At 62.1% G+C, this 18,675-nt stretch carries 24 protein-coding genes; 8 read left to right on the forward strand and 16 right to left on the reverse strand.

Translation table 11 applies throughout. The features are described from left to right. Positions 1-65: 65 nt before the first annotated feature. The 10 genes from ACI77I_RS14210 to ccmA all read right to left on the reverse strand — a co-directional run bounded on the left by ACI77I_RS14210 (position 66) and on the right by ccmA (position 7,434). Positions 66-461: a hypothetical protein gene (locus tag ACI77I_RS14210; RefSeq protein WP_094951891.1), complete on the reverse strand. Its 396-nt coding sequence runs from the start codon at positions 459-461 to the stop codon at positions 66-68. Positions 462-476: 15 nt separating this feature from the next. Next, positions 477-1,661 (reverse strand): c-type cytochrome biogenesis protein CcmI, encoded by a 1,185-nt coding sequence (ccmI, locus tag ACI77I_RS14215; RefSeq protein ID WP_406997807.1) that lies wholly within the window; start codon positions 1,659-1,661, stop codon positions 477-479. Further along, positions 1,654-2,127 (reverse strand): cytochrome c-type biogenesis protein, encoded by a 474-nt coding sequence (locus tag ACI77I_RS14220; RefSeq protein WP_065901641.1) that lies wholly within the window; start codon positions 2,125-2,127, stop codon positions 1,654-1,656. Before ACI77I_RS14220 ends, ccmI begins: the two co-directional genes overlap by 8 nt. Beyond that, positions 2,124-2,660 carry a DsbE family thiol:disulfide interchange protein gene (locus ACI77I_RS14225; protein ID WP_094951889.1) on the reverse strand — a complete coding sequence of 179 codons (537 nt, stop codon included), beginning with the start codon at positions 2,658-2,660 and terminating at the stop codon, positions 2,124-2,126. Before ACI77I_RS14225 ends, ACI77I_RS14220 begins: the two co-directional genes overlap by 4 nt. Beyond that, positions 2,657-4,645 (reverse strand): heme lyase CcmF/NrfE family subunit, encoded by a 1,989-nt coding sequence (locus tag ACI77I_RS14230; protein WP_094951888.1) that lies wholly within the window; start codon positions 4,643-4,645, stop codon positions 2,657-2,659. The genes ACI77I_RS14225 and ACI77I_RS14230 overlap by 4 nt, the downstream gene beginning before the upstream one ends. Before the next feature lie 3 nt (positions 4,646-4,648). Further along, a complete protein-coding gene (gene ccmE, locus ACI77I_RS14235; protein WP_094951887.1) occupies positions 4,649-5,116 on the reverse strand; it encodes a cytochrome c maturation protein CcmE in 468 nt (155 codons plus the stop codon). Further along, positions 5,113-5,289: a heme exporter protein CcmD gene (ccmD, locus tag ACI77I_RS14240; RefSeq protein WP_094951886.1), complete on the reverse strand. Its 177-nt coding sequence runs from the start codon at positions 5,287-5,289 to the stop codon at positions 5,113-5,115. Before ccmD ends, ccmE begins: the two co-directional genes overlap by 4 nt. Next, on the reverse strand, positions 5,286-6,041 hold the full coding sequence (locus tag ACI77I_RS14245) for a heme ABC transporter permease (RefSeq protein WP_094951885.1): 756 nt from the start codon (positions 6,039-6,041) through the stop codon (positions 5,286-5,288). Before ACI77I_RS14245 ends, ccmD begins: the two co-directional genes overlap by 4 nt. 92 nt (positions 6,042-6,133) lie before the next feature. Continuing rightward, positions 6,134-6,802, reverse strand: coding sequence for a heme exporter protein CcmB (gene ccmB / locus ACI77I_RS14250; RefSeq protein ID WP_003189951.1), 669 nt, complete (start codon positions 6,800-6,802; stop codon positions 6,134-6,136). Next, positions 6,799-7,434: a cytochrome c biogenesis heme-transporting ATPase CcmA gene (gene ccmA, locus ACI77I_RS14255; protein WP_094951884.1), complete on the reverse strand. Its 636-nt coding sequence runs from the start codon at positions 7,432-7,434 to the stop codon at positions 6,799-6,801. The genes ccmB and ccmA overlap by 4 nt, the downstream gene beginning before the upstream one ends. Positions 7,435-7,634: 200 nt before the next feature. On the opposite strand from ccmA, the gene ACI77I_RS14260 reads away from it, so the two are divergent. Both ACI77I_RS14260 and ACI77I_RS14265 read left to right on the forward strand, forming a co-directional pair. Further along, positions 7,635-9,212, forward strand: a complete 1,578-nt coding sequence (locus ACI77I_RS14260; protein WP_094951883.1) for a flagellar hook-length control protein FliK — start codon at positions 7,635-7,637, stop codon at positions 9,210-9,212. Beyond that, positions 9,209-9,538, forward strand: a complete 330-nt coding sequence (locus ACI77I_RS14265; protein WP_025857891.1) for an EscU/YscU/HrcU family type III secretion system export apparatus switch protein — start codon at positions 9,209-9,211, stop codon at positions 9,536-9,538. The genes ACI77I_RS14260 and ACI77I_RS14265 overlap by 4 nt, the downstream gene beginning before the upstream one ends. Positions 9,539-9,629: 91 nt before the next feature. On the opposite strand, the gene glp is transcribed toward ACI77I_RS14265, so the two are convergent. Both glp and moaB read right to left on the reverse strand, forming a co-directional pair. Continuing rightward, a complete protein-coding gene (gene glp / locus ACI77I_RS14270; protein ID WP_242156029.1) occupies positions 9,630-10,817 on the reverse strand; it encodes a gephyrin-like molybdotransferase Glp in 1,188 nt (395 codons plus the stop codon). 22 nt (positions 10,818-10,839) lie between these two features. Then, entirely contained in the window at positions 10,840-11,379 is a 540-nt protein-coding gene (gene moaB, locus ACI77I_RS14275) for a molybdenum cofactor biosynthesis protein B (RefSeq protein ID WP_406997808.1), read from the reverse strand. 77 nt (positions 11,380-11,456) lie between these two features. Between moaB and mobA the strand changes: the two genes are divergently transcribed. Continuing rightward, positions 11,457-12,059 carry a molybdenum cofactor guanylyltransferase MobA gene (gene mobA / locus ACI77I_RS14280; RefSeq protein ID WP_094951881.1) on the forward strand — a complete coding sequence of 201 codons (603 nt, stop codon included), beginning with the start codon at positions 11,457-11,459 and terminating at the stop codon, positions 12,057-12,059. 79 nt (positions 12,060-12,138) lie between these two features. Then, positions 12,139-12,360, forward strand: a complete 222-nt coding sequence (locus tag ACI77I_RS14285) for a YgdI/YgdR family lipoprotein (RefSeq protein ID WP_094951880.1) — start codon at positions 12,139-12,141, stop codon at positions 12,358-12,360. 55 nt (positions 12,361-12,415) lie between these two features. On the opposite strand, the gene ACI77I_RS14290 is transcribed toward ACI77I_RS14285, so the two are convergent. The 3 genes from ACI77I_RS14290 to ACI77I_RS14300 all read right to left on the reverse strand — a co-directional run bounded on the left by ACI77I_RS14290 (position 12,416) and on the right by ACI77I_RS14300 (position 14,025). Continuing rightward, a complete protein-coding gene (locus tag ACI77I_RS14290) occupies positions 12,416-13,306 on the reverse strand; it encodes a pseudouridine synthase (RefSeq protein ID WP_094951893.1) in 891 nt (296 codons plus the stop codon). Between the two features lie 72 nt (positions 13,307-13,378). Further along, positions 13,379-13,714: a transcriptional regulator gene (locus ACI77I_RS14295; protein ID WP_083359413.1), complete on the reverse strand. Its 336-nt coding sequence runs from the start codon at positions 13,712-13,714 to the stop codon at positions 13,379-13,381. A 74-nt stretch (positions 13,715-13,788) separates the two neighbouring features. Continuing rightward, on the reverse strand, positions 13,789-14,025 hold the full coding sequence (locus tag ACI77I_RS14300) for a glutaredoxin family protein (RefSeq protein WP_094951879.1): 237 nt from the start codon (positions 14,023-14,025) through the stop codon (positions 13,789-13,791). A gap of 294 nt (positions 14,026-14,319) precedes the next feature. On the opposite strand from ACI77I_RS14300, the gene ACI77I_RS14305 reads away from it, so the two are divergent. Next, on the forward strand, positions 14,320-16,038 hold the full coding sequence (locus ACI77I_RS14305; RefSeq protein WP_406997809.1) for a cation:proton antiporter: 1,719 nt from the start codon (positions 14,320-14,322) through the stop codon (positions 16,036-16,038). Here the strand turns inward: ACI77I_RS14305 and ACI77I_RS14310 are convergent. Further along, entirely contained in the window at positions 16,025-17,233 is a 1,209-nt protein-coding gene (locus ACI77I_RS14310) for an ammonium transporter (protein WP_406997810.1), read from the reverse strand. The genes ACI77I_RS14305 and ACI77I_RS14310 overlap by 14 nt on opposite strands. A gap of 358 nt (positions 17,234-17,591) precedes the next feature. Between ACI77I_RS14310 and ACI77I_RS14315 the strand changes: the two genes are divergently transcribed. Genes ACI77I_RS14315 through ACI77I_RS14325 form a run of 3 tightly spaced genes read left to right on the forward strand, consistent with a single transcriptional unit; the run spans position 17,592 to position 18,629 of the window. Then, a complete protein-coding gene (locus ACI77I_RS14315) occupies positions 17,592-17,906 on the forward strand; it encodes a YqjD family protein (protein ID WP_094951875.1) in 315 nt (104 codons plus the stop codon). 4 nt (positions 17,907-17,910) lie between these two features. Continuing rightward, positions 17,911-18,297 carry a phage holin family protein gene (locus ACI77I_RS14320; protein WP_083359418.1) on the forward strand — a complete coding sequence of 129 codons (387 nt, stop codon included), beginning with the start codon at positions 17,911-17,913 and terminating at the stop codon, positions 18,295-18,297. After that, positions 18,294-18,629: a hypothetical protein gene (locus tag ACI77I_RS14325; protein ID WP_242155148.1), complete on the forward strand. Its 336-nt coding sequence runs from the start codon at positions 18,294-18,296 to the stop codon at positions 18,627-18,629. Before ACI77I_RS14320 ends, ACI77I_RS14325 begins: the two co-directional genes overlap by 4 nt. Positions 18,630-18,675 lie beyond the last annotated feature (46 nt).

Below are 18,675 nucleotides of genomic sequence, written 5' to 3' on the forward strand. Positions count from 1 at the left end.
ATCTTCAGTGTTTGAAGGGGTGTATTTCAAGGATATGAAAAAGGCGACCCGAAGGTCGCCTTTTGTCATTGCGCGTACTGCTTGCTCAACCCCGGCGGCACGCCGTGCACATCCGTCTCTTCCCATGGCCCATTCGGGCTGATGGAGCGGCTCCAGCCGTTGCTCCAGCGGTAGTAGGTGCGCTGGCGGTAGAAGGTGTCGGGCTGTTCTTCCAGCACATACACCTGCATCTTGCCGTCCCAGTGGCTGGCGGCGCCCGGTGGCGGGGCGAAGGTTGGCGATTTGCTCGGCACCGGTTTCGGCGGCGGGGTTACCGGGCCGGAAGGTTGGGTGCTCGGCTGGGTCGAGGGGCCCGACGGTGGGATGGTCGGGCCGGTGGGCGCCCCAGGTGGCCGATGGACCGCACAAGCGCTCAAGCCGAGTACCAGGCTGAGCAAGGTGATGCGTGCAAGAGCGGTCATAGGCGTTTCCTCGAATTACTTATCCGGACGATCGATGGTCAGCTGCTGCGTGGCAGTGGTGCTGCTGGCCAAGGGTTGGCTGCGGCCGATCCACTCGCCAGCGGTTGGAACACCTGCCCGGGATATGCGCGCAACCAGTTGGACTTCGGCGAAGTTCGACAGTTTCAACTGCGGCATCATCGCGTCCGCATCGCCCAGCTCGACGGTGACTGGCAGTTCGGCGACGGTGACGCGCTTGGCCGCCAACGGCGCTGGCGGGCCGCTGACCGCACGGGCGAAGATAAACACGCTGTCGGTTGGCAGGGCTTTGGCCTTGACCTCGGCGGACAAGTCGACACGCACTTTCATCACGGTTCTTTGCGCCACGGTGCCGCCGCTGTCCTTGAGCTTCTCGGCCGCGCGATCAATCCCGCCTTGCAGCGCGACACGGGAATTGTCTTGCGGTGGCAACTGCGCCAGCAGGCGGTTCCAGTAGTCGATGGCTTCCTGATAGCGCTGGCCTTCAAAGGCGGCGATACCCAGCAGGCCAAGGCTGGTGACTTCCTTCGGGTCCAGCTTCAAGGCTTCATCGGTCAGCGCCTGCACCTTGGGCGACCACTGCTTGTTGTCGGCAAAGTACTGCGCCTGCGCCCACTGGCCGAGCAGTTCCGGCTGGCGACCGGCCAGGGCCACGGTGCGTTCGAAGACTTTCGCCGCATCGGCCGAACGGTCCTGAGCCATGTAGGCGCGACCGAGGAAGTACAAGCCTTCCGGCGAATCCGGCTGAGCAGCGGCGGCACGTTCCAGGCGCTGGGTCATGTCTTGCATGGACACCGGCGGCTGGGCGAATTCGCGGGTCAGTGCGACCTTGTCGCTCGCCCCGTAATGCAGGTACAGCGCAATGCCCAGGACCGGCACTAGAAAAGCCGCCAAAAAAGGCAGCGGTTTGCCCAGGCGCGATTCGCGGGGCTTTTCCACACCTTCGGTGTCGGCCAGCAATTCGCGGGCAGCCTCGGCGCGGCCGGTGTCGAGTTGCACGGCATTGAGCACGCCTTCGTCCTGCTGCACTTGCAACTCGGCCACGCGTTCTTGGTAGAGCGCCACGTTCAGCGCGGTGCGATCCTCTTCTCGCTGGGCACGGCGGCCGCGCAATACAGGGATCAACAGGAAACTCAGGGCAATCAGGAGCAGCAACCCTGCGGCGAGCCAAAAATCAATCATCAGTCTTGGTGTCCAGCAATTGGTCGAGGCGTTTGCGCTCTTCAGGAGAGAGCGCGTCGGAACCATCAGTAGGTGCGGCGCGGCGACGGCGTACGATCACAGCCATGACCACCACGCCGGCCAGCAACAGCCCGGCGGGGCCGAACCAGAGCAGCGCGGTCTTGCCGGTGAGGGCCGGTTTGTAGCGCACAAAATCGCCGTAGCGGTCGACCATGAAGTCGATGATCTGCTGGTTGTCCTTGCCCTCCCCCAGCATGCGAAAGATCTCTTTGCGCAGGTCGGCGGCGATGGGCGCGTTGGAGTCGGCGATGTCCTGGTTCTGGCACTTGGGGCAGCGCAGTTCCTTGGTCAGTTCGCGAAAACGCTCACGGTCACCGTCCTTGGCGAATTCGTAGGTGTCGATGGCGGCGTGGGCCACGCCGGCCAATCCGAGTGCGAGAACAGCAGCGGCTAACAGGCGCTTCATGGCTTGGCCTCATCGACCAGCGCCTGGTACTTGGCGGCGAGTTGCTCGCGCCACACCACTTCGTCGATCACGCCGACGTACTTGTCACGGATCACGCCTTTGGCATCGATAAAGAAGGTTTCCGGGGCGCCGTACACGCCAAGGTTCAAACCGAGGTTGCCGTCTTCATCGCGAATATCCAGCAGGTACGGGTTGTGAAACTCCGCCAGCCACTTCAAGGCCGCCGCATTGTCGTCCTTGTAGTTGATGCCGTAGATCACCACACCCTTCTCGGCCAGCTTGTTCAGCACCGGGTGCTCGACCCGGCACGAGATGCACCAGGTCGCCCACACGTTGACCAGCGCCGGTTTGCCCAGCAGGTCGGCCTGCGTCAGGGTCTTGTCGCCCTGCACCGTCTTCAGGCTGAACGCCGGGAACGGCTTGCCGATCATCGCCGAAGGCAGCTCGGCCGGGTCCAGGTACAAGCCGCGATACAGGAACACCGCCATCACCAGAAAGGCCGCCAGCGGTAACACCATCAACCAACGCTTCATGCCGCCGCTCCTTGCAGACCGAGGGCTTCACGCACCCGGCTCTTGACCTTGACCCGATAACGCCGGTCCAGCGCGGCCAGCAAGCCCCCAAACCCGGTGAGCAAACCGCCGAACCAGATCCAGCGCACGAACGGTTTCACATGCACGCGCACGGCCCAGGCACCGTCGCCCAGCGGTTCGCCCAGCGCCACATAGAGGTCGCGGGTGAAACCGGCGTCGATGCCGGCCTCGGTCATCATTGAGTTTTGTACGGTGTACAGGCGTTTTTCCGGGTGCAGCACGGCCACTTCCTTACCTTTGCGCACGACACGCACAGTGCCTTTGTCCGACGTGAAGTTCGGCCCTTCGAAGTGCTTGGCGCCTTCGAAAATGAAGTGGTAACCGGCCAGGTCCATGGACTCGCCCGGCGCCAGGCGCAGGTCGCGTTCGGCGCTGTTCTGACTGGAGAGCACCACGCCCAAGGCGCACACGGCGATGCCGATGTGGGCGATCTGCATGCCCCAGTAGCTGCGGGTCAGGGTTGGCAGGCCTTTGATCAGGCCTTTGTGGCGGGTCTTGTCGGCGATATCGCGCACGCCGGCCAGCAATACCCAAGCGGCGAGCAGGAAGGTGGCAAGCACTGCCCAATTGAAGTCACCGTAGGCAAAGCCTGCGATCACCGCCAAGGCCACACTGCCGAGTAGCACCGGCATCAACATGCCCACCAGCCATTTCACCGGGGTGTCTTTCCAGCGCACCAGCATGCCGACCGCCATCACCACCATCAACAGGCCCATCAACGGGATAAACAAAGCGTTGAAGTACGGTGGGCCCACGGACAGCTTGGCGCCGCTCAACGCATCCAGCGCCAGCGGGTACAAGGTGCCAAGCAGGATCATCGACGCGGCCACCACCAGCACCAGGTTGTTGCCCAGCAGCAAGGTTTCCCGCGACCACAGGTTAAAGCCGACCTGGCTCTTGACCACCGGCGCACGCAGGGCGAACAAGGTGAGTGAGCCGCCGACTACAAACAGCAGGAAGATCAGGATGAATACGCCGCGCGCAGGGTCGGAAGCAAACGCGTGCACCGAGGTCAACACACCCGACCGCACCAGGAACGTGCCGAGCAGGCTGAGGGAAAATGCGGCAATCGCCAGCAGCACCGTCCAGCTTTTGAACACGCCGCGTTTTTCGGTAACCGCCAGCGAGTGAATCAGCGCGGTGCCTACCAGCCATGGCATGAACGAGGCGTTTTCCACGGGGTCCCAGAACCACCAGCCGCCCCAGCCGAGTTCGTAATAGGCCCACCACGAGCCCAAGGTGATGCCGATACCGAGGAACGCCCAGGCCACAATGGTCCACGGCCGCGACCAGCGCGCCCAGGCCGCATCGAGGCGCCCGCCGAGCAAGGCGGCGATGGCGAAGGCGAAGGCTACCGAGAAACCGACGTAACCCATGTAGAGCATCGGCGGGTGCACGATCAAGCCGATGTCTTGCAGCAGCGGGTTGAGGTCATGCCCGTCCACCGGGATCTGCGGCAGCATGCGGCTGAACGGGTTGGAGGTCATGATCAGGAACAACAGGAAGCCGATGCTGATCATGCCCATCACCGCCAGCACCCGCGCCAGCATGACTTGCGGCAGTTGGCGCGAGAACACCGACACCGCGAAGGTCCAACCGCCGAGGATCAAGGCCCACAGCAGCAACGAACCTTCGTGGGCGCCCCACACGGCGCTGAACTTGTAGTACCAAGGCAGCGCGCTGTTGGAGTTGTTGGCGACATAGGCGACGGAAAAGTCGTCGGTCATGAAGGCGTAGGTCAGGCAACCAAACGCGAACAGCAGAAAGGCAAACTGGCCCCAGGCGGCTGGCTGCGCCAGGCTCATCCACAGGCGGTCGCCGCGCCAGGCGCCGAGCAACGGCACGATGGCCTGGACGACGGCAAAGCACAGGGCGAGGATCATCGCCAACTGGCCCAACTCCGGAATAAACAGTGCGGACGTCATGGCTTAGCCCTCCTTCGCAGGCTGTGAAGTTGCGCTCGGGGCGGATTGGCCGCTGTCTTTCAAAGCTTTGGTGACCTCGGGCGGCATGTATTTCTCATCGTGCTTGGCCAGTACTTCATCGGCCACCACCACGCCATCGGCGTTGAGCTTGCCCAAGGCGACGATGCCCTGGCCTTCGCGGAACAGGTCCGGGAGGATGCCGCGATAGGTGATGGTCACGGCCTTGTTGAAGTCGGTGACCACGAAAGTCACGTCGAGGGAATCGCCGGAACGCTTCAAAGAGCCCTTCTCTACCATGCCGCCGGCGCGGATACGTGTGTCGACAGGCGCTTCGCCATTGGCGATCTGGGTCGGGGTGTAAAACAGGTTGATGTTCTGCTGCAAGGCGCTCAAGGCCAGGGTCACGGCTATGCCGACGCCGGCCATGATGGCAAGGATGATCAACAGACGCTTTCTACGCAGCGGATTCACTTATCGGTCTCCCGGCGCAAACGACGCGCCTCTTGTTGCAGGTAACGCTTGCGGGCCAGGATCGGCGCGGCGACGTTGAGGGCCAGTACGGCAATGCAGATGCCGTAGGCCGTCCAGACATACAGGCCGTGGTGGCCCATGGCGAGAAAATCACTGAAAGAGTTGAAGCTCATCCACGCGCTCCCAGGCTGTTTTGCACTTCGGCCTTGACCCAACTGGTGCGGGCTTCACGCTTGAGCACTTCCAAGCGCATGCGCATCAGCAGCACGGCGCCGAAGAAGCAGTAGAACCCCAGCACCATCAGCAGCAGCGGCGCCCACATTTCCACGGGCATGGCCGGCTTTTCGGTGAGGGTGAAGGTGGCGCCCTGGTGCAGGGTGTTCCACCACTCCACCGAGTATTTGATGATCGGGATGTTGATCACGCCGACGATGGCCAGTACCGCGCAGGCTTTGGCGGCGCTGTCGCGGTTACTGATGGCATTGCCCAGGGCGATCAGGCCGAAGTACAGAAACAGCAGGATCAGCATGGACGTGAGGCGCGCATCCCACACCCACCAAGAGCCCCAGGTCGGTTTGCCCCAAATCGCGCCGGTGACCAGCGCCACGGCGGTCATCCACGCGCCGATGGGCGCGGCGCATTGCAGGGCCACGTCGGCCAGCTTCATCTTCCACACCAGGCCGACGATGCCGCACACCGCCAGCATCACGTAGCAGGACTGCGCCAGCATCGCGGCGGGCACGTGGATATAGATGATGCGAAAGCTATTGCCTTGCTGGTAGTCCGGCGGCGCGAAGGCCAGGCCCCAGACCAGGCCGGTGCCGATCAGCAACAGGGCTGCGATGCTCAACCACGGCAGCAGCTTGGCGCTGATGCCGTAAAACCATTTGGGCGAGCCGAGCTTGTGAAACCAGGTCCAGTTCATTGCTGTTTCCATCACGGTGGCTTCTCGTCAGGCAAGAAGCTCAGGGCCTTTCTTATGTTGAAGAGCTGATTATGTCGCTTAACCAGACCTCATTATTCGCCGACGCTGATCTTCAGGCCAGCCGCTATAGCAAAGGGTGTCAGGGTTACCGCCAGGGCGGTCAGGCTGCCAAGCCACAAGAGGTAACCGGTCGCCGGCATGCCCATGAGCGCGGCCTGCAAGGCACCGCTGCCCAGGATCAACACCGGGATGTACAAAGGCAGAATCAGCAGGGCCAACAACAGACCGCCCCGCTTCAAACCGACGGTCAACGCTGCGCCCACCGCCCCCAACAGGCTGAGCACCGGCGTGCCGAGCAACAAGGAAAGCAGCAATACCGGCAGGCATTCGACGGGCAAGCCCAGCATCATCGCAAGCAGCGGTGAGAGCAAGACTAGCGCCAAGCCGGAAAAAGCCCAGTGTGCCAGTACCTTAGCCAGTACCAGAAGTGGCAGAGGGTGCGACGAAAGGACCCACTGCTCAAGAGAACCGTCTTCAAAATCACTGCGGAACAGCCCGTCCAGCGAGAGCAGGACGGATAAAAGCGCTGCTACCCACACTAACCCTGGGGACAAGGTTTGCAACAGTTTAGTCTCGGGGCCGACCGCCAACGGGAACAGCGCGATGACGATGGCGAAAAATACCAGTGGGTTGGCCAATTCAGCCGGGCGACGGCACAACAACCGCGCTTCACGGGCGACCAACAGGGCGAACACACTCATACCGACCACCGGCCCAAGTCCAGGTCGCGGTAACCGGCTGGCATGCGCGTCAGGGTGTGGTGAGTCGTGAGCACCACCAAGCCGCCCTGCTCGCAGTGCCGGGCCAGGTGCTCTTCAAGCTGGGCGACGCCTTGTTTGTCGAGGGCGGTGAAGGGTTCGTCGAGAATCCACAATGGCGGGCCGGGCAGGTACAAACGCGCCAAGGCCACGCGGCGTTGCTGGCCGGCGGACAGGGTGTGGCAGGGCACGTCTTCAAAACCCTTGAGGCCGACAGCCGCCAGCGCTTGCCAGATGGCGTCGCGAGAAGCCGGGTGATGCAGGGCGCTGAGCCAGCTGAGGTTTTCTTCCGGCGTGAGCACGTCCTTGATGCCGGCAGCGTGGCCGATCCAGACAAGGTTGCGGGCCAACTCCGTGCGTTGTTCGTTGAGTGGCTTGCCGTTCAGTCGCACCTCACCGGCCGTCGGCTGCATCAAACCGGCCAGCAGGCGCAGCAAACTGGTCTTGCCGCTGCCGTTCGGGCCGCTGATTTGCACCATGTCGCCGCCCGTCAGACGCAGTTCGAGGTGCTCGAACAGCAGTCGCAGGTCGCGTTCACAGGCAAGCGCTACGGCTTCAAGAAGAGGGCTGGTCAAGAGATCGCGGGCCTTTACGGTTCAAGTCGGCGGTGCAGCGGCCGTTATAGAGAGATGCACAATAACGGCTTTGGCGACCGATTTTAGAGAGCTGGATCAAATAGTTGTGAGGTTTTTACCGCTCTCTTTGCAGACGGGCGGCATTATACATGTGATGCCCTACTCTAAAGAGGGCAATTTCCCCAGAGACGACGCGCACGATGACCGGTGAGATCAACCTTCCTACGCTGCCTCCTGCCCCGGTGACCAGCCCTGCCCCGCTGCCGCCGACCGGTGAGTTGCTCAAGCTGCTGGAGCCGCAGACCGGCCTGATCAACCCTGGGAAAACCGTCAACGCCGAGGTGATTGCGCTTAAACAAGGCGGCGAAGCCTTTCAGCTGTTGCTCAAGTTGACCCTCGAAGGCGGCCGCCAAACCTTGGTGCAGGCCAGCAGTGCCCAGCCTTTGCCGTTGGGCAGTAACGTGGCGGTTAGCCAGACACCAACCGGCAACCTGACCATCACCTTGCAGCAAGCTTTGAGCGCCAATGTGGCGGCCCTGACCCGCATCGACACCACGCAAATGCCGGAGGGCACGCTGTTGCAAGCCAAGGTGCTGACCACGCAGATGCTGCCGCAAGGCACCACGCAACCGGCCATCTACCGCTCGCTGGTCACCGTGCTCAATAACGCCCTGGCCGGCACCACGCTAACGCTCGAAAGCCCGCAACCGCTGCGGGTCGGCAGCTTGCTCAGCGCCGTAGTGCAAAACGCGCAGACCTTGAACTTCGTGCCGTTGAGCGGGCTCAAGGATCAATTGGCCGTCGCGCAACAGCTCTCGACCCAGCAAAGCCGCCAGGGCTCGCTGGATGCAGTGTTCACCGCGCTGCAAAACCTGCCACGTGGCGACAGCACCTCGGCCGACCTGCGCGCGGCTGCCGACCGCTTACTCGCGGCCTTGCCCGACCTGGCCCAAGTCAGCAACCCCAAGGTGCTGGCGCAAGTGATCCAGAACAGCGGTGCCTTTTTAGAAGCCAAATTACTCGCCGGGCAAAACCCGCAAATTCCGCCATTGGACATGAAGGGCGCACTGTTGCGCCTGGTCGCCGACCTGCTGCCGGCCCTGCCCGCCAGCACCAATCTGAGTGCGATACTGGCCGCCAATACGCTGGCCCAGGTGTTGCCCAACTTCGTGCGCAGCCCGCTGAACACGCTCGGCCAGGTCAGCGCCAAACAAATACCCGCCGGCTTCCCATTGCCCGAACGGCTGATGGCGAAACTGGAAGGCGAAGGTGACCTGGAAAACCTGCTGCGCCTGGCCGCCGGGGCGATTTCGCGCCTGCAGAGCCACCAACTGTCGAGCCTGGAACAGACCGGCACCACCGCCGACGGCCGCCTGCAAACCACCTGGCAGTTGGAAATCCCCATGCGCACCCTGCAGGACATCGTACCGTTGCAAGTCAAGTTCCAGCGCGAAGAACCGGCGCCGGACAAAGACCAGCCCGAGCGCAAAGACAAAAAAGACCCCAAACAGATGCTCTGGCGCGTCGAGCTGGCCTTCGACATGGAGCCGCTGGGGCCATTGCAGGTTCAAGCGCAGCTGACGCAGGGCAAATTGTCCAGCCAGCTATGGGCCTCTCGGCCGTTTACGGCCAGCTTGATCGAGAGCCACTTAACCAGTTTGCGTGAGCGCCTGGTGACCTCGGGCATCAATGTTGGCGATCTGGATTGCCACCTCGGCACCCCGCCACGCGGGCCAAGAACCGGCCTGGAACAGCGCTGGGTGGATGAAACCGCATGAAAAACCCTACCCCGCCGCGCCAGGCGATTGCCCTCAAGTACGACGGCCAGCAAGCGCCGACCCTGACGGCCAAGGGTGACGATGCCCTGGCCGAAGCCATCCTGAAGCTGGCGCGGGAAAATGAAGTGCCTATCTATGAGAATGCCGAGCTGGTCAAGCTGCTGGCGCGCATGGAACTGGGAGACAGTATCCCGGAGGAGTTGTACCGCACGGTGGCGGAGATCATTGCGTTTGCGTGGACGCTGAAGGGCAAGTTCCCGGTGGGGTATGACCCGGATGCGGGGCCAGTGGAGCGGGATGTGACCGAGCGTGGGGATGATTACTAAAGACTCGGACCCCATACCCCTTGTGGCGAGCGGGCTTGTAGTGGCGAGCGGGCTCGCCACTACAAGCCCTCCCACATTTAGATCTCTATTGTCAGTTCAGGACTTCGCTCAGGGGAATGAAATTGACGCGGTCGCCGATAGCCAACGTCGTCCCTTCCAGCACCTCCACAAACCCTTCGGCCCACGCCGCGCTGCGCAGTACGCCGGAGCTCTGGTTGCGGTAGATGATCGCCTTGCCCTGCTCGATCCGCCCGCGCAGGTATTCGCGACGGTTGCCGGGTTTGGGCCATACGAACCCTGCCGGTACTTCGAACCGCAGCGGCTCGACGTCTTGCACACCTTGGCGGCGCAGCAGATAAGGCCGCGCCAGCAGCGCAAAGGTCACCAGGGTCGAGGCTGGGTTGCCAGGCAGGCCGATCACCGGCACACCGCGAAAGTGGCCGAAGGTCAATGGTTTGCCGGGTTTGATCGCCAGCTTCCACAGGGCCAGTTCGCCCTCTTCGCGCAGGGCGATACCGAGGAAGTCCGCCTCGCCCACTGACACACCGCCAGTCGACAGAATCAGGTCGACATTGCCCAGGTCCGCCAGGCGTTTGCGGGTTTTTTCCAGGTCATCCGGCAGAATCCCGGCATCAATCACTTCACAGCCCATTCGCGCCAACCAACTGCACAGCACGCGGCGGTTGCTGTTGTAGATCTGGCCCGGGCCCAGCGGCAGGCCGGGCTCGATCAACTCGTCACCGGTAGAAAGCACGGCCACGCGCACCCGGCGCACCACGTTCAGGCGGTCGTGGCCCAGGGACGCAGCCAGGCCCAGTTCGATCGGGCCCAAGCGCGTGCCCGCGGTCAACACCAACTCGCCTACAGTAGTTTCCTGGCCTTGCGGGCGGATGTTCTGGTCCACCTGTAGCGGCTCGGTGAAGCTCACGCGCTCGTCGGCGTGGACCACGGCGTTTTCCTGCATCTCCACGCAATCGGCGCCTTCGGGCACTGGCGCCCCGGTAAAGATGCGCGCGCAGGTGCCGGCGGCCAAGGGCTGCGGCGCCTGGCCTGCGAAGATGCGCTGGCTGACGGGCAAGGGCTCGCCGACCCAGTCCGCAAGGCGCAGGGCGTAACCGTCCATGGCGCTGTTGGGCCAAGGCGGCAGGTCGAGGGTGGAGACTAAATCCTGCGCCAGCACGCGGCCGTCGCAGTCGGCCAAGGGCAGTACGTGCGGCTCACGGATCGGCGCGGCTTCGGCCATGTCCAGCAGTTGACGCAACGCGTCTTCCACCGGCATCAGCGCGCCGGTCTTGCCGGGCTTACCCACGGGATTGGCAGGGTTCAGCCTGCTTCAGGTGAGGGACGAAGTTGCACGGGCGGTGGCGGTTATCCAGTTGCTCGGCAAGGATGCCGTCCCAGCCGGTGCGCACCGCGTTGGTGGAGCCCGGCAGGCAGCACACCAGCGTGCCATTAGCCAGGCCGGCCAGCGCGCGCGATTGCACAGTGGAGGTGCCGATATCGGCCACGGAGATCTGGCGGAACAACTCGCCAAAACCGTCGACCTGTTTGTCCAGCAGGCAACTTACCGCTTCGGGCGTGCTGTCGCGGCCGGTGAAGCCGGTGCCGCCGGTGATCAGCACCACTTGCACCACGTCTTCGGCGATCCAGTGGGCGACTTGGGCGCGAATCTTGTAGAGATCGTCCTTGAGCAGCACGCGCTCGACCAGGCTGTGGCCGGCGGCGGTCAGCCGGTCGACGAAGACCTGGCCCGAGGTGTCGGTGTCCAGGGTACGGGTGTCGCTGACGGTCAGTACAGCAATATTCAGGGGTACGAAGGGCGCATCAGCCTTGGCGTTCATGGCTCGGTCCGGTTGTCGAAGGAACAGCCCGATGTTATATCACACAGGCCCTATTTACCTGCCCCAGCGGAACCGCCATGTCTCTCGATGCTTCGCCCCTGCCCTGTTCGATTTTGCTGCTGGCCGGTGGCCGCGGCCAACGCATGGGCGGCCAGGACAAAGGCCTGCTGCCCTGGCATGGCCAGCCCCTGATCGCGCACTTGCAGCGCCTGACACGGCCGCTCACGGATGACTTGATCATCTCGTGCAACCGCAACCATGACCACTATGCGCCCTATGCCGACCAGTTGGTGAGTGACGACAGCCCGGACTTCCCCGGCCCGCTGGCAGGCATCCGCACCGGATTAGCCGCCGCGCGTCATGCGCATTTGCTGATACTGCCGTGTGATGTGCCAAACATCGACGTGGGACTGCTCACCGACCTGCGTGAGATTGCACGCCGCAACCCGCAGCTACCGGTGATGGTGCGCCATGGTGAGTTCTGGGAACCCTTGATCTGCATCATCCCGACATACCTGCAAACCGAGGTAAAACGGGCCTGGGACGCCGGCGAACGTAGCCCCCGCAAGCTTTTTTTGCACCTGGGTGGCGTGGGCCTGGAGTGCCCGGCTGAAGACCCGCGCCTGGCCAACTTGAATACACCGAAGCTGTTGCACCCAGGCATCGGCGTGTCAGAATGAACCTCGAACAAGGAACTTTGTCGGCGCCGCGCGCGTCACAAGGTCAGCAATTTAAAAGAATTCTCTCGGAGACACACACATGACTCAACGGACCATCGCCGCTCTCATGCTTGCACTGGGCCTCGCCACGCTTGCCGGTTGCGCCTCGCCTACAGTGATCACCCTGAATGACGGTCGCGAAATCCAGGCCGTCGACACCCCTACATACGACAAGGCTTCGGGCTTCTATGAGTTCAAACAACTTGACGGTAAGCAGACCCGCATCAACAAAGATCAGGTTCGCACCGTTAAAGACCTGTAAGTCTTAGCGTTTGCCAACAAGGCCCGCCATGTGCGGGCCTTGTCGTTTCTGGGGGTTACCAGTCGAGGGTGATCTGGCTGCGAAAATCACGCTGTTCGCCGGTCACCGGGTCGATAAAGCGTACGCCTTGGGCCAGCAGTTTGAGTGGGTTGGCGTAGTCGTCCTCGGCGTCCTTGATCACGTCAGGGTAGAACGGGTCATTGCAGATACTCGCCCCAAGCGCGGTCATGTGCACCCGCAGTTGGTGCTTCTTGCCGGTCACGGGGAATAGGCCGTAGCGCCATAGGTCGCCGTTTTTCTCGCGTACTTCCACGGCAGTTTCAGTGTTGCTGGCGCCGGGCCCTTCCTGCATGCGGAAGAACGGCTCGCCATCCACCAGACGGCTTTTGTGCACCCTGGGGAAGGTCAGGTTCGGCAAGGCTGGGGCGATGGCTTCGTAGAATTTGTCGATGCGACGCGTAGGGAACAGCTGTTGATACGCCGAACGGCTTTGCGGGTTGGCGCTGAACAGCACCAGCCCTGCGGTGTGCCGGTCGATACGGTGCAAGGGCACCAAAGAGGGGTTATCCAGGCGACGGATCAAACGGCGCAGCAGGGTCTGCTCGACGTACTCACCGGCTGGCGTCACCGGCAGAAAGTGCGGTTTGTCGGCGACCACCAGGTGCTCGTCGGCGTACAGGATGGTTTCCTGAACCGGGATCACCTTTTCATTCGGCACTTCGCGGAAGTAGTAGATGCACAGGCCTTCCTTGTAGGCCAGGCCTAGGCTGATCGGCGTACCGTTGATGTCGAGTACCCGACCACGGGCGATGCGGTCCAGCCAGTGTTCACGGCTGATCGCCGGGAAGTGCTCGCACAGGCAGTCCAGCACCGTCGCCCAGGGGCCAGGCGGCAAATACAGCGTGCTGGCTTGGTGTTGCGAAGCGGAAAAACCGGATGTGGACATGAAAATGCTCGAGGCCTGGAAAATCAGGCAGGCATTATCCCGCATGGAGCACGATGGAGCCTAGGGCGGATCTCAGGCCTTGGCCAATTGCGCGCGCAGGACCGGCGAGGCGCTGGCGGCGTCGGTGAATTCCTTGAGCCAGCGCAGCACGTCCACCGCTTCCCAGCGGCCGGGATCGTAAAGCGCGTACAGCAAGCCCTGATAACCCACCACATCCAACTGCTTGTGGTAACCGGCGCGCTGGAACAACGCCTCGATCTCGGCAAAGCAGGTATTGAAATGCACTTTATTAAACGGCGTCTTGCCTTCCGTGACCAGGCCATCTAGGCGCAGCTCGTTCACCGCGTCGCGCACGACGTCGGCGGACATGCGATTGACGCTGCTTTTCAGTTGTTCAACATTCACCACGGGCGTTCCCTCTATTCCATCACTGTACAAGCATACAGTAACGTAATATTTGGAAACCCACCATCGGAGAAAACTTAAGAAAGGAAGGCAACAATCTGTCCAGTGTCGAATGGCCAGTCCAGTTCTGCCCCGGTATCCACCCGGCGAAGCACCGGAATCCGCAGGCCGTAGGCTTCGGTCAGATCATCGGGGTCGGTGATATCCACCAGTTCTACCAGCAACCCATGTTCGACGAGTGGCATGATTTCGACTTCGGCGATCTCACAAAGATGGCAACCCAGGGTGCCGAATAACTGGCATTCAGGAAGCATGGCGAATGGGCCTGATCAGAAAGTGGGACTTTATTCTATGCCCAGCGAATACCTGTGGCGAGCGGGCTTGCCCCGCGTTGGGCTGCGAAGCGGCCCCAGTGCGGCTGATGCGGCTTCCCGGTTAAAACTTGCTCACAGGTTTTCAGGCCGCTTCGCGCCCCAACGCGGGGCAAGCCCGCTTGCCACCACAAGCCCACTTAACCCACACAACCCCTGACACAGATCAGCATGGCCTATAACTGATTCAGCGATTCTCGCGCCTTTTTGTCCATTCAACCTGCAAGGAAGCTGCTCGTGTTCGCCAACCTGCTGATCATTCTGGCCTCATCCCTGGTGGTGATTGCGCTGTTTCGCCGGCTGCAACTGCCGCCCGTGCTGGGCTACCTGTGCGTGGGCCTGGCTGTGGGGCCCACCGCACTGGACTGGGTGAATGACAGCGAAGACCTGCCCGACCTCGCCGAACTGGGGGTGGTGTTCCTGCTGTTTTCCCTCGGGTTGGAATTTTCCCTGACCAAGATGCTCGCGCTGCGCAGCGTGGTGTTTGGCCTGGGCAGTTTGCAGGTACTCGGTTGCGGGGTGTTGTTGGGCGGCGTGCTGATGGGCTTCGGCCTGGCACCTGGCGTCGCGCTGTTGCTCGGCGCGGGCTTGGCGCTGTCCTCCACGGCTATCGTCAGCAAGGAGTTGACCAGCCTCGGGGAAATCTTCAGCAGCCATGGCCAGAACGCGATTGGCGTGTTGCTGTTCCAGGACGTGGTGGCGGTGTTGCTGCTGACGTTGGTGCCGGTGTTTGCCGGTAGCAGCGAGCAAGCCTGGTATTGGGCGCTGCCGCTGACCCTGGGCAAAACCGTGTTGTTGTTCGTCGGCCTGCTATTGGCCAGCCGCTGGTTACTGCCACGTCTGTTCCATGAAGTCGCCGCTTCGCACTCGGCAGAGTTGTTTGTGCTGTTGGCGCTGGTGATCGTGTTGCTTACCGCCTGGCTCACGCATTTGCTGGGCCTCTCCCCTGCGCTCGGCGCTTTTCTGGCCGGCATGCTGTTGGGGGAAAGCCACTACCGGCATCAGATCGAAGCGGATATCCGGCCGTTTCGCGACATTCTGCTGGGGCTGTTTTTCGTCAGCATCGGCATGCTTATCGACCTGCAGTTATTCATCAGCCACAGCCTGTTGATCCTCGGCCTGACCCTCGCACTGATGCTAATCAAGGGCTGCGTCGTGGCGGCCCTGGTCAAGCTGCGCGGCAGCGACAGTGAAACCGCGTGGCGCAGCGGCCTGGCCCTGGCGCAAGGGGGCGAGTTCTGTTTTGCGTTGATGGCACAGATGCAACAGAGCCAGCTGATCCCGGACGAATTCAATGGGTTGCTGCTTGCCGCCACTTTCTGCTCGATGTTGCTGACCCCGCTGTTACTGCGCGCGGCCCCCACGCTTGCCCTGCGCCTGCACCGCAAGCCCAATCAGCAGGTGCAGCTGGAAGAAATCACCGCACTCAATGCCGAGTTACGCGGCCACGCCGTGATTTGCGGGTACGGTCGGGTCGGGCAGTCCATCGGTCGATTTCTACGCCAGGAGCAACAGGCGTTTATCGCCCTGGATGACGACCCCGAGCGTGTGAATGAAGCCGCCACCGAAGACAGCAGCGTGCATTACGGCGACTGCCGCCGTGGTGCCCTGCTCTGCGCGGTCGGCCTGGAACGTGCGCGGTTGGTGGTCATCGCCGTGGATAACAGCGATGTCGCCCTGACGGTGCTGAAAGAGGCGAGAAGGTTCAACCCACAAGTCCCCATCCTCGTGCGCACTCGCGATGACAGCCAACTGGCTGAGCTGAAAGCGGCAGGCGCCAGTGAAGTGGTGCCTGAGCTGTTGGAGTCGAGCTTGATGCTCGCCTCTCACGCCTTGATCCTGCTGGGCCTGCCGGACCAACAGGTGCAAGCGCGGGTGAATGAGGTGCGGCATAGCCGCTATCGCCTGCTGCACGGTTTCTACCCGGAGAGAGAAGCACCGATTAATCCTGACTGACCGAGCCAATCTTGTGGATCGATAGGTCCGCGCCGTAGTACTCCTGCTCCTGGCTCAGGCGCAGCCCGTGCACACGCTTAATCACGCCATACACCAGCAGGCCGCCGAGCAGCGCCACCACCACGCCAAGGGCGGTGCCGATCAACTGGCTGATCAGGCTTACGCCACCCAGGCCGCCGAGGGCGGTTTGGCCAAAGATGCCGCATGCGATGCCGCCCCACACGCCGCATAGGCCGTGCAACGGCCACACACCTAGCACGTCGTCGATCTTCCAGCGATCCTGGGCCGCGATGAAGCACCACACAAACAAACCGCCGGCGACCGCACCGGTGACCAGCGCGCCCACCGGGTGCATCAGGTCGGAGCCGGCGCAAATCGCCACCAGCCCGGCGAGCGGGCCGTTATGCAAAAAGCCCGGGTCATTACGACCGATCACCAAGGCGGCGACCGTGCCGCCGACCATCGCCATCAGCGAGTTAACCGCCACCAGCCCGCTGACGCCGTTGAGGGTTTGCGCACTCATTACGTTAAAGCCGAACCAGCCGACAATCAGGATCCACGAGCCCAGCGCCAAAAACGGAATACTCGACGGCGCGAAGGCCACCAGCCGCCCTTCACGGTATCGCCCGTTACGCGGCCCCAGCAGCAACACGGCCGCCAGCGCCAGCCAGCCGCCCATGGCGTGCACCACCACGGAGCCGGCAAAGTCATGGAAACTGGCACCCAAGGTCGCCAGCAGCCAGGCTTGCAGGCCGAAGTTGCCGTTCCAGACTATGCCTTCAAAAAACGGGTAGATAAACGCCACGATCAGCGCGGTGGCGCACAGCTGCGGGGCGAACTTTGCCCGTTCGGCTATGCCCCCGGAAATGATCGCCGGAATGGCCGCGGCGAACGTCAGCAGGAAGAAGAACTTCACCAGGCCATAGCCATGATCGGCACTGAGCACCGCGGCCGGTTGCATGAAGCTCACGCCGTAGGAGATCCAATAGCCTATAAAGAAATAGGCCAGGGTGGAGATGGCGAAGTCGCTGAGGATCTTCGACAAGGCATTCACCTGGTTTTTCTGGCGCACGGTGCCGACTTCCAGGAACGCGAAGCCGGCGTGCATAGCCAGGACCATGACCGCACCGATCAGGATGAACAGGGTGTTGGAGCTGTGGACGAGGGTGTCCACTGCACTTTGCAAATTTTCCATGGAGGTTGGCAGGCCTGCAATAAGGCAAAAAGCACCAAAGCGGTTCAAGCCAGTATTTCGCGCACTAAATTGGCACCACCGGCCCCGCCCCTCTTCAGAGGGCGTGAACCGCTTTAGCGCAGCGATCAACACAACAGGCCGTTGCCGACAGGGTTTTTCCGCGAGTTTCAGTTATTTAGGGTAAGGTTTTTGTAGGCATTCGCCTCAACCGCCCGGATTCAGCGCAGGCCCCGGGGCCTGCGCACCAAGGCAAAGCAAAAGCTGTACCAGACAATTGCAGTGAACCTTCACCGATACTGGTGACTCGAAAACTGACGTAACTAAAATATGTACAGATCAGCCAATCACGGAGATACCCATGGCCAGAAGAACTGCAAAGACTGCGCAAGAAATACTGATGGCGGATTTTCAAACCCTGGTCAGTGACACTGAAAGGTTGCTGGACGACACCGCCGTGCTGGCCGGTGACCAGGCTGATGAGCTGCGCACCAAGATTCACGAAAGCCTGCTCAAGGCCCGCGAAACCCTGCAACTGACCGAAGACTCCCTGCGCGAACGCGGCCAGGCGGCCGTCACCGCCACCGAAGATTACGTGCAAGCCAACCCTTGGCAGTCGGTGGGCATTGCCGCCGGCGTGGGCTTTTTGATCGGTCTGCTGGCTACAAGGCGCTAATACCATGTCTATCGGCGAATCCGGCTCGTCCACGAGCTCAAGCTCCACTTCCCGACGCCTGGGCGCGGCCGTTCTGGGCTTGCTGCACAGCCACGTCGAATTGTTTGGCATAGAGTTGCAGGAGCAGAAATCCCGCACGGTCAGCTTGTTGTTGTTTGCGGGCCTGGCACTGGTGTTCGCCTTGCTATTGCTGGTGGGGTTATCGGCACTGGTGATGATTCTGGTGTGGGACACCTACCGTCTCACCGGGATTATCAGCCTGTGCGTGTTCTACACCCTGGCCGCGGCCTTCTGCGGTGTGCGCTTGAAAGCGGCGATATTCGATGAATCAACGCCCTTCCACGCCACCCTCGAAGAGCTGGCCAATGATCGGGAGCGCCTGCTGCCATGAGCTTGACTGAAATCCCGCAAAACACTTCCCGCCGGGAAATGCGCAAGGCGTTGATCCGCCTGCGCATGGAAATGCACCGCCAGGAGATTCGCCACGAGTCCCAGCAACTCATGGTGCCCCTGAATAAAGTGCGCGACCTGCGCCACAACTGGCAGGACAGCCTGGGCATCAAGCACGCGCCGCTGTGGGGCGTGGCAGCGGTGACGCTGATGGGCTTTTTCACCGGCAAAGGTGCCAAGGGCGGCAGTATCAGCAGCCTGACGCGCCTGGTGCGGTTGGGGGCCGGTTTGATCCCGCTGATCAAATTGGCCATGGCAGGGCGCAAGCGTTAAGCGCTGCTGGCTGCATTCTTGCAAACAGAATCGGCCCGGCCCTCGT

Source organism: Pseudomonas sp. D47 (assembly GCF_045447305.1).
Classification (GTDB): Bacteria; Pseudomonadota; Gammaproteobacteria; order Pseudomonadales; family Pseudomonadaceae; genus Aquipseudomonas.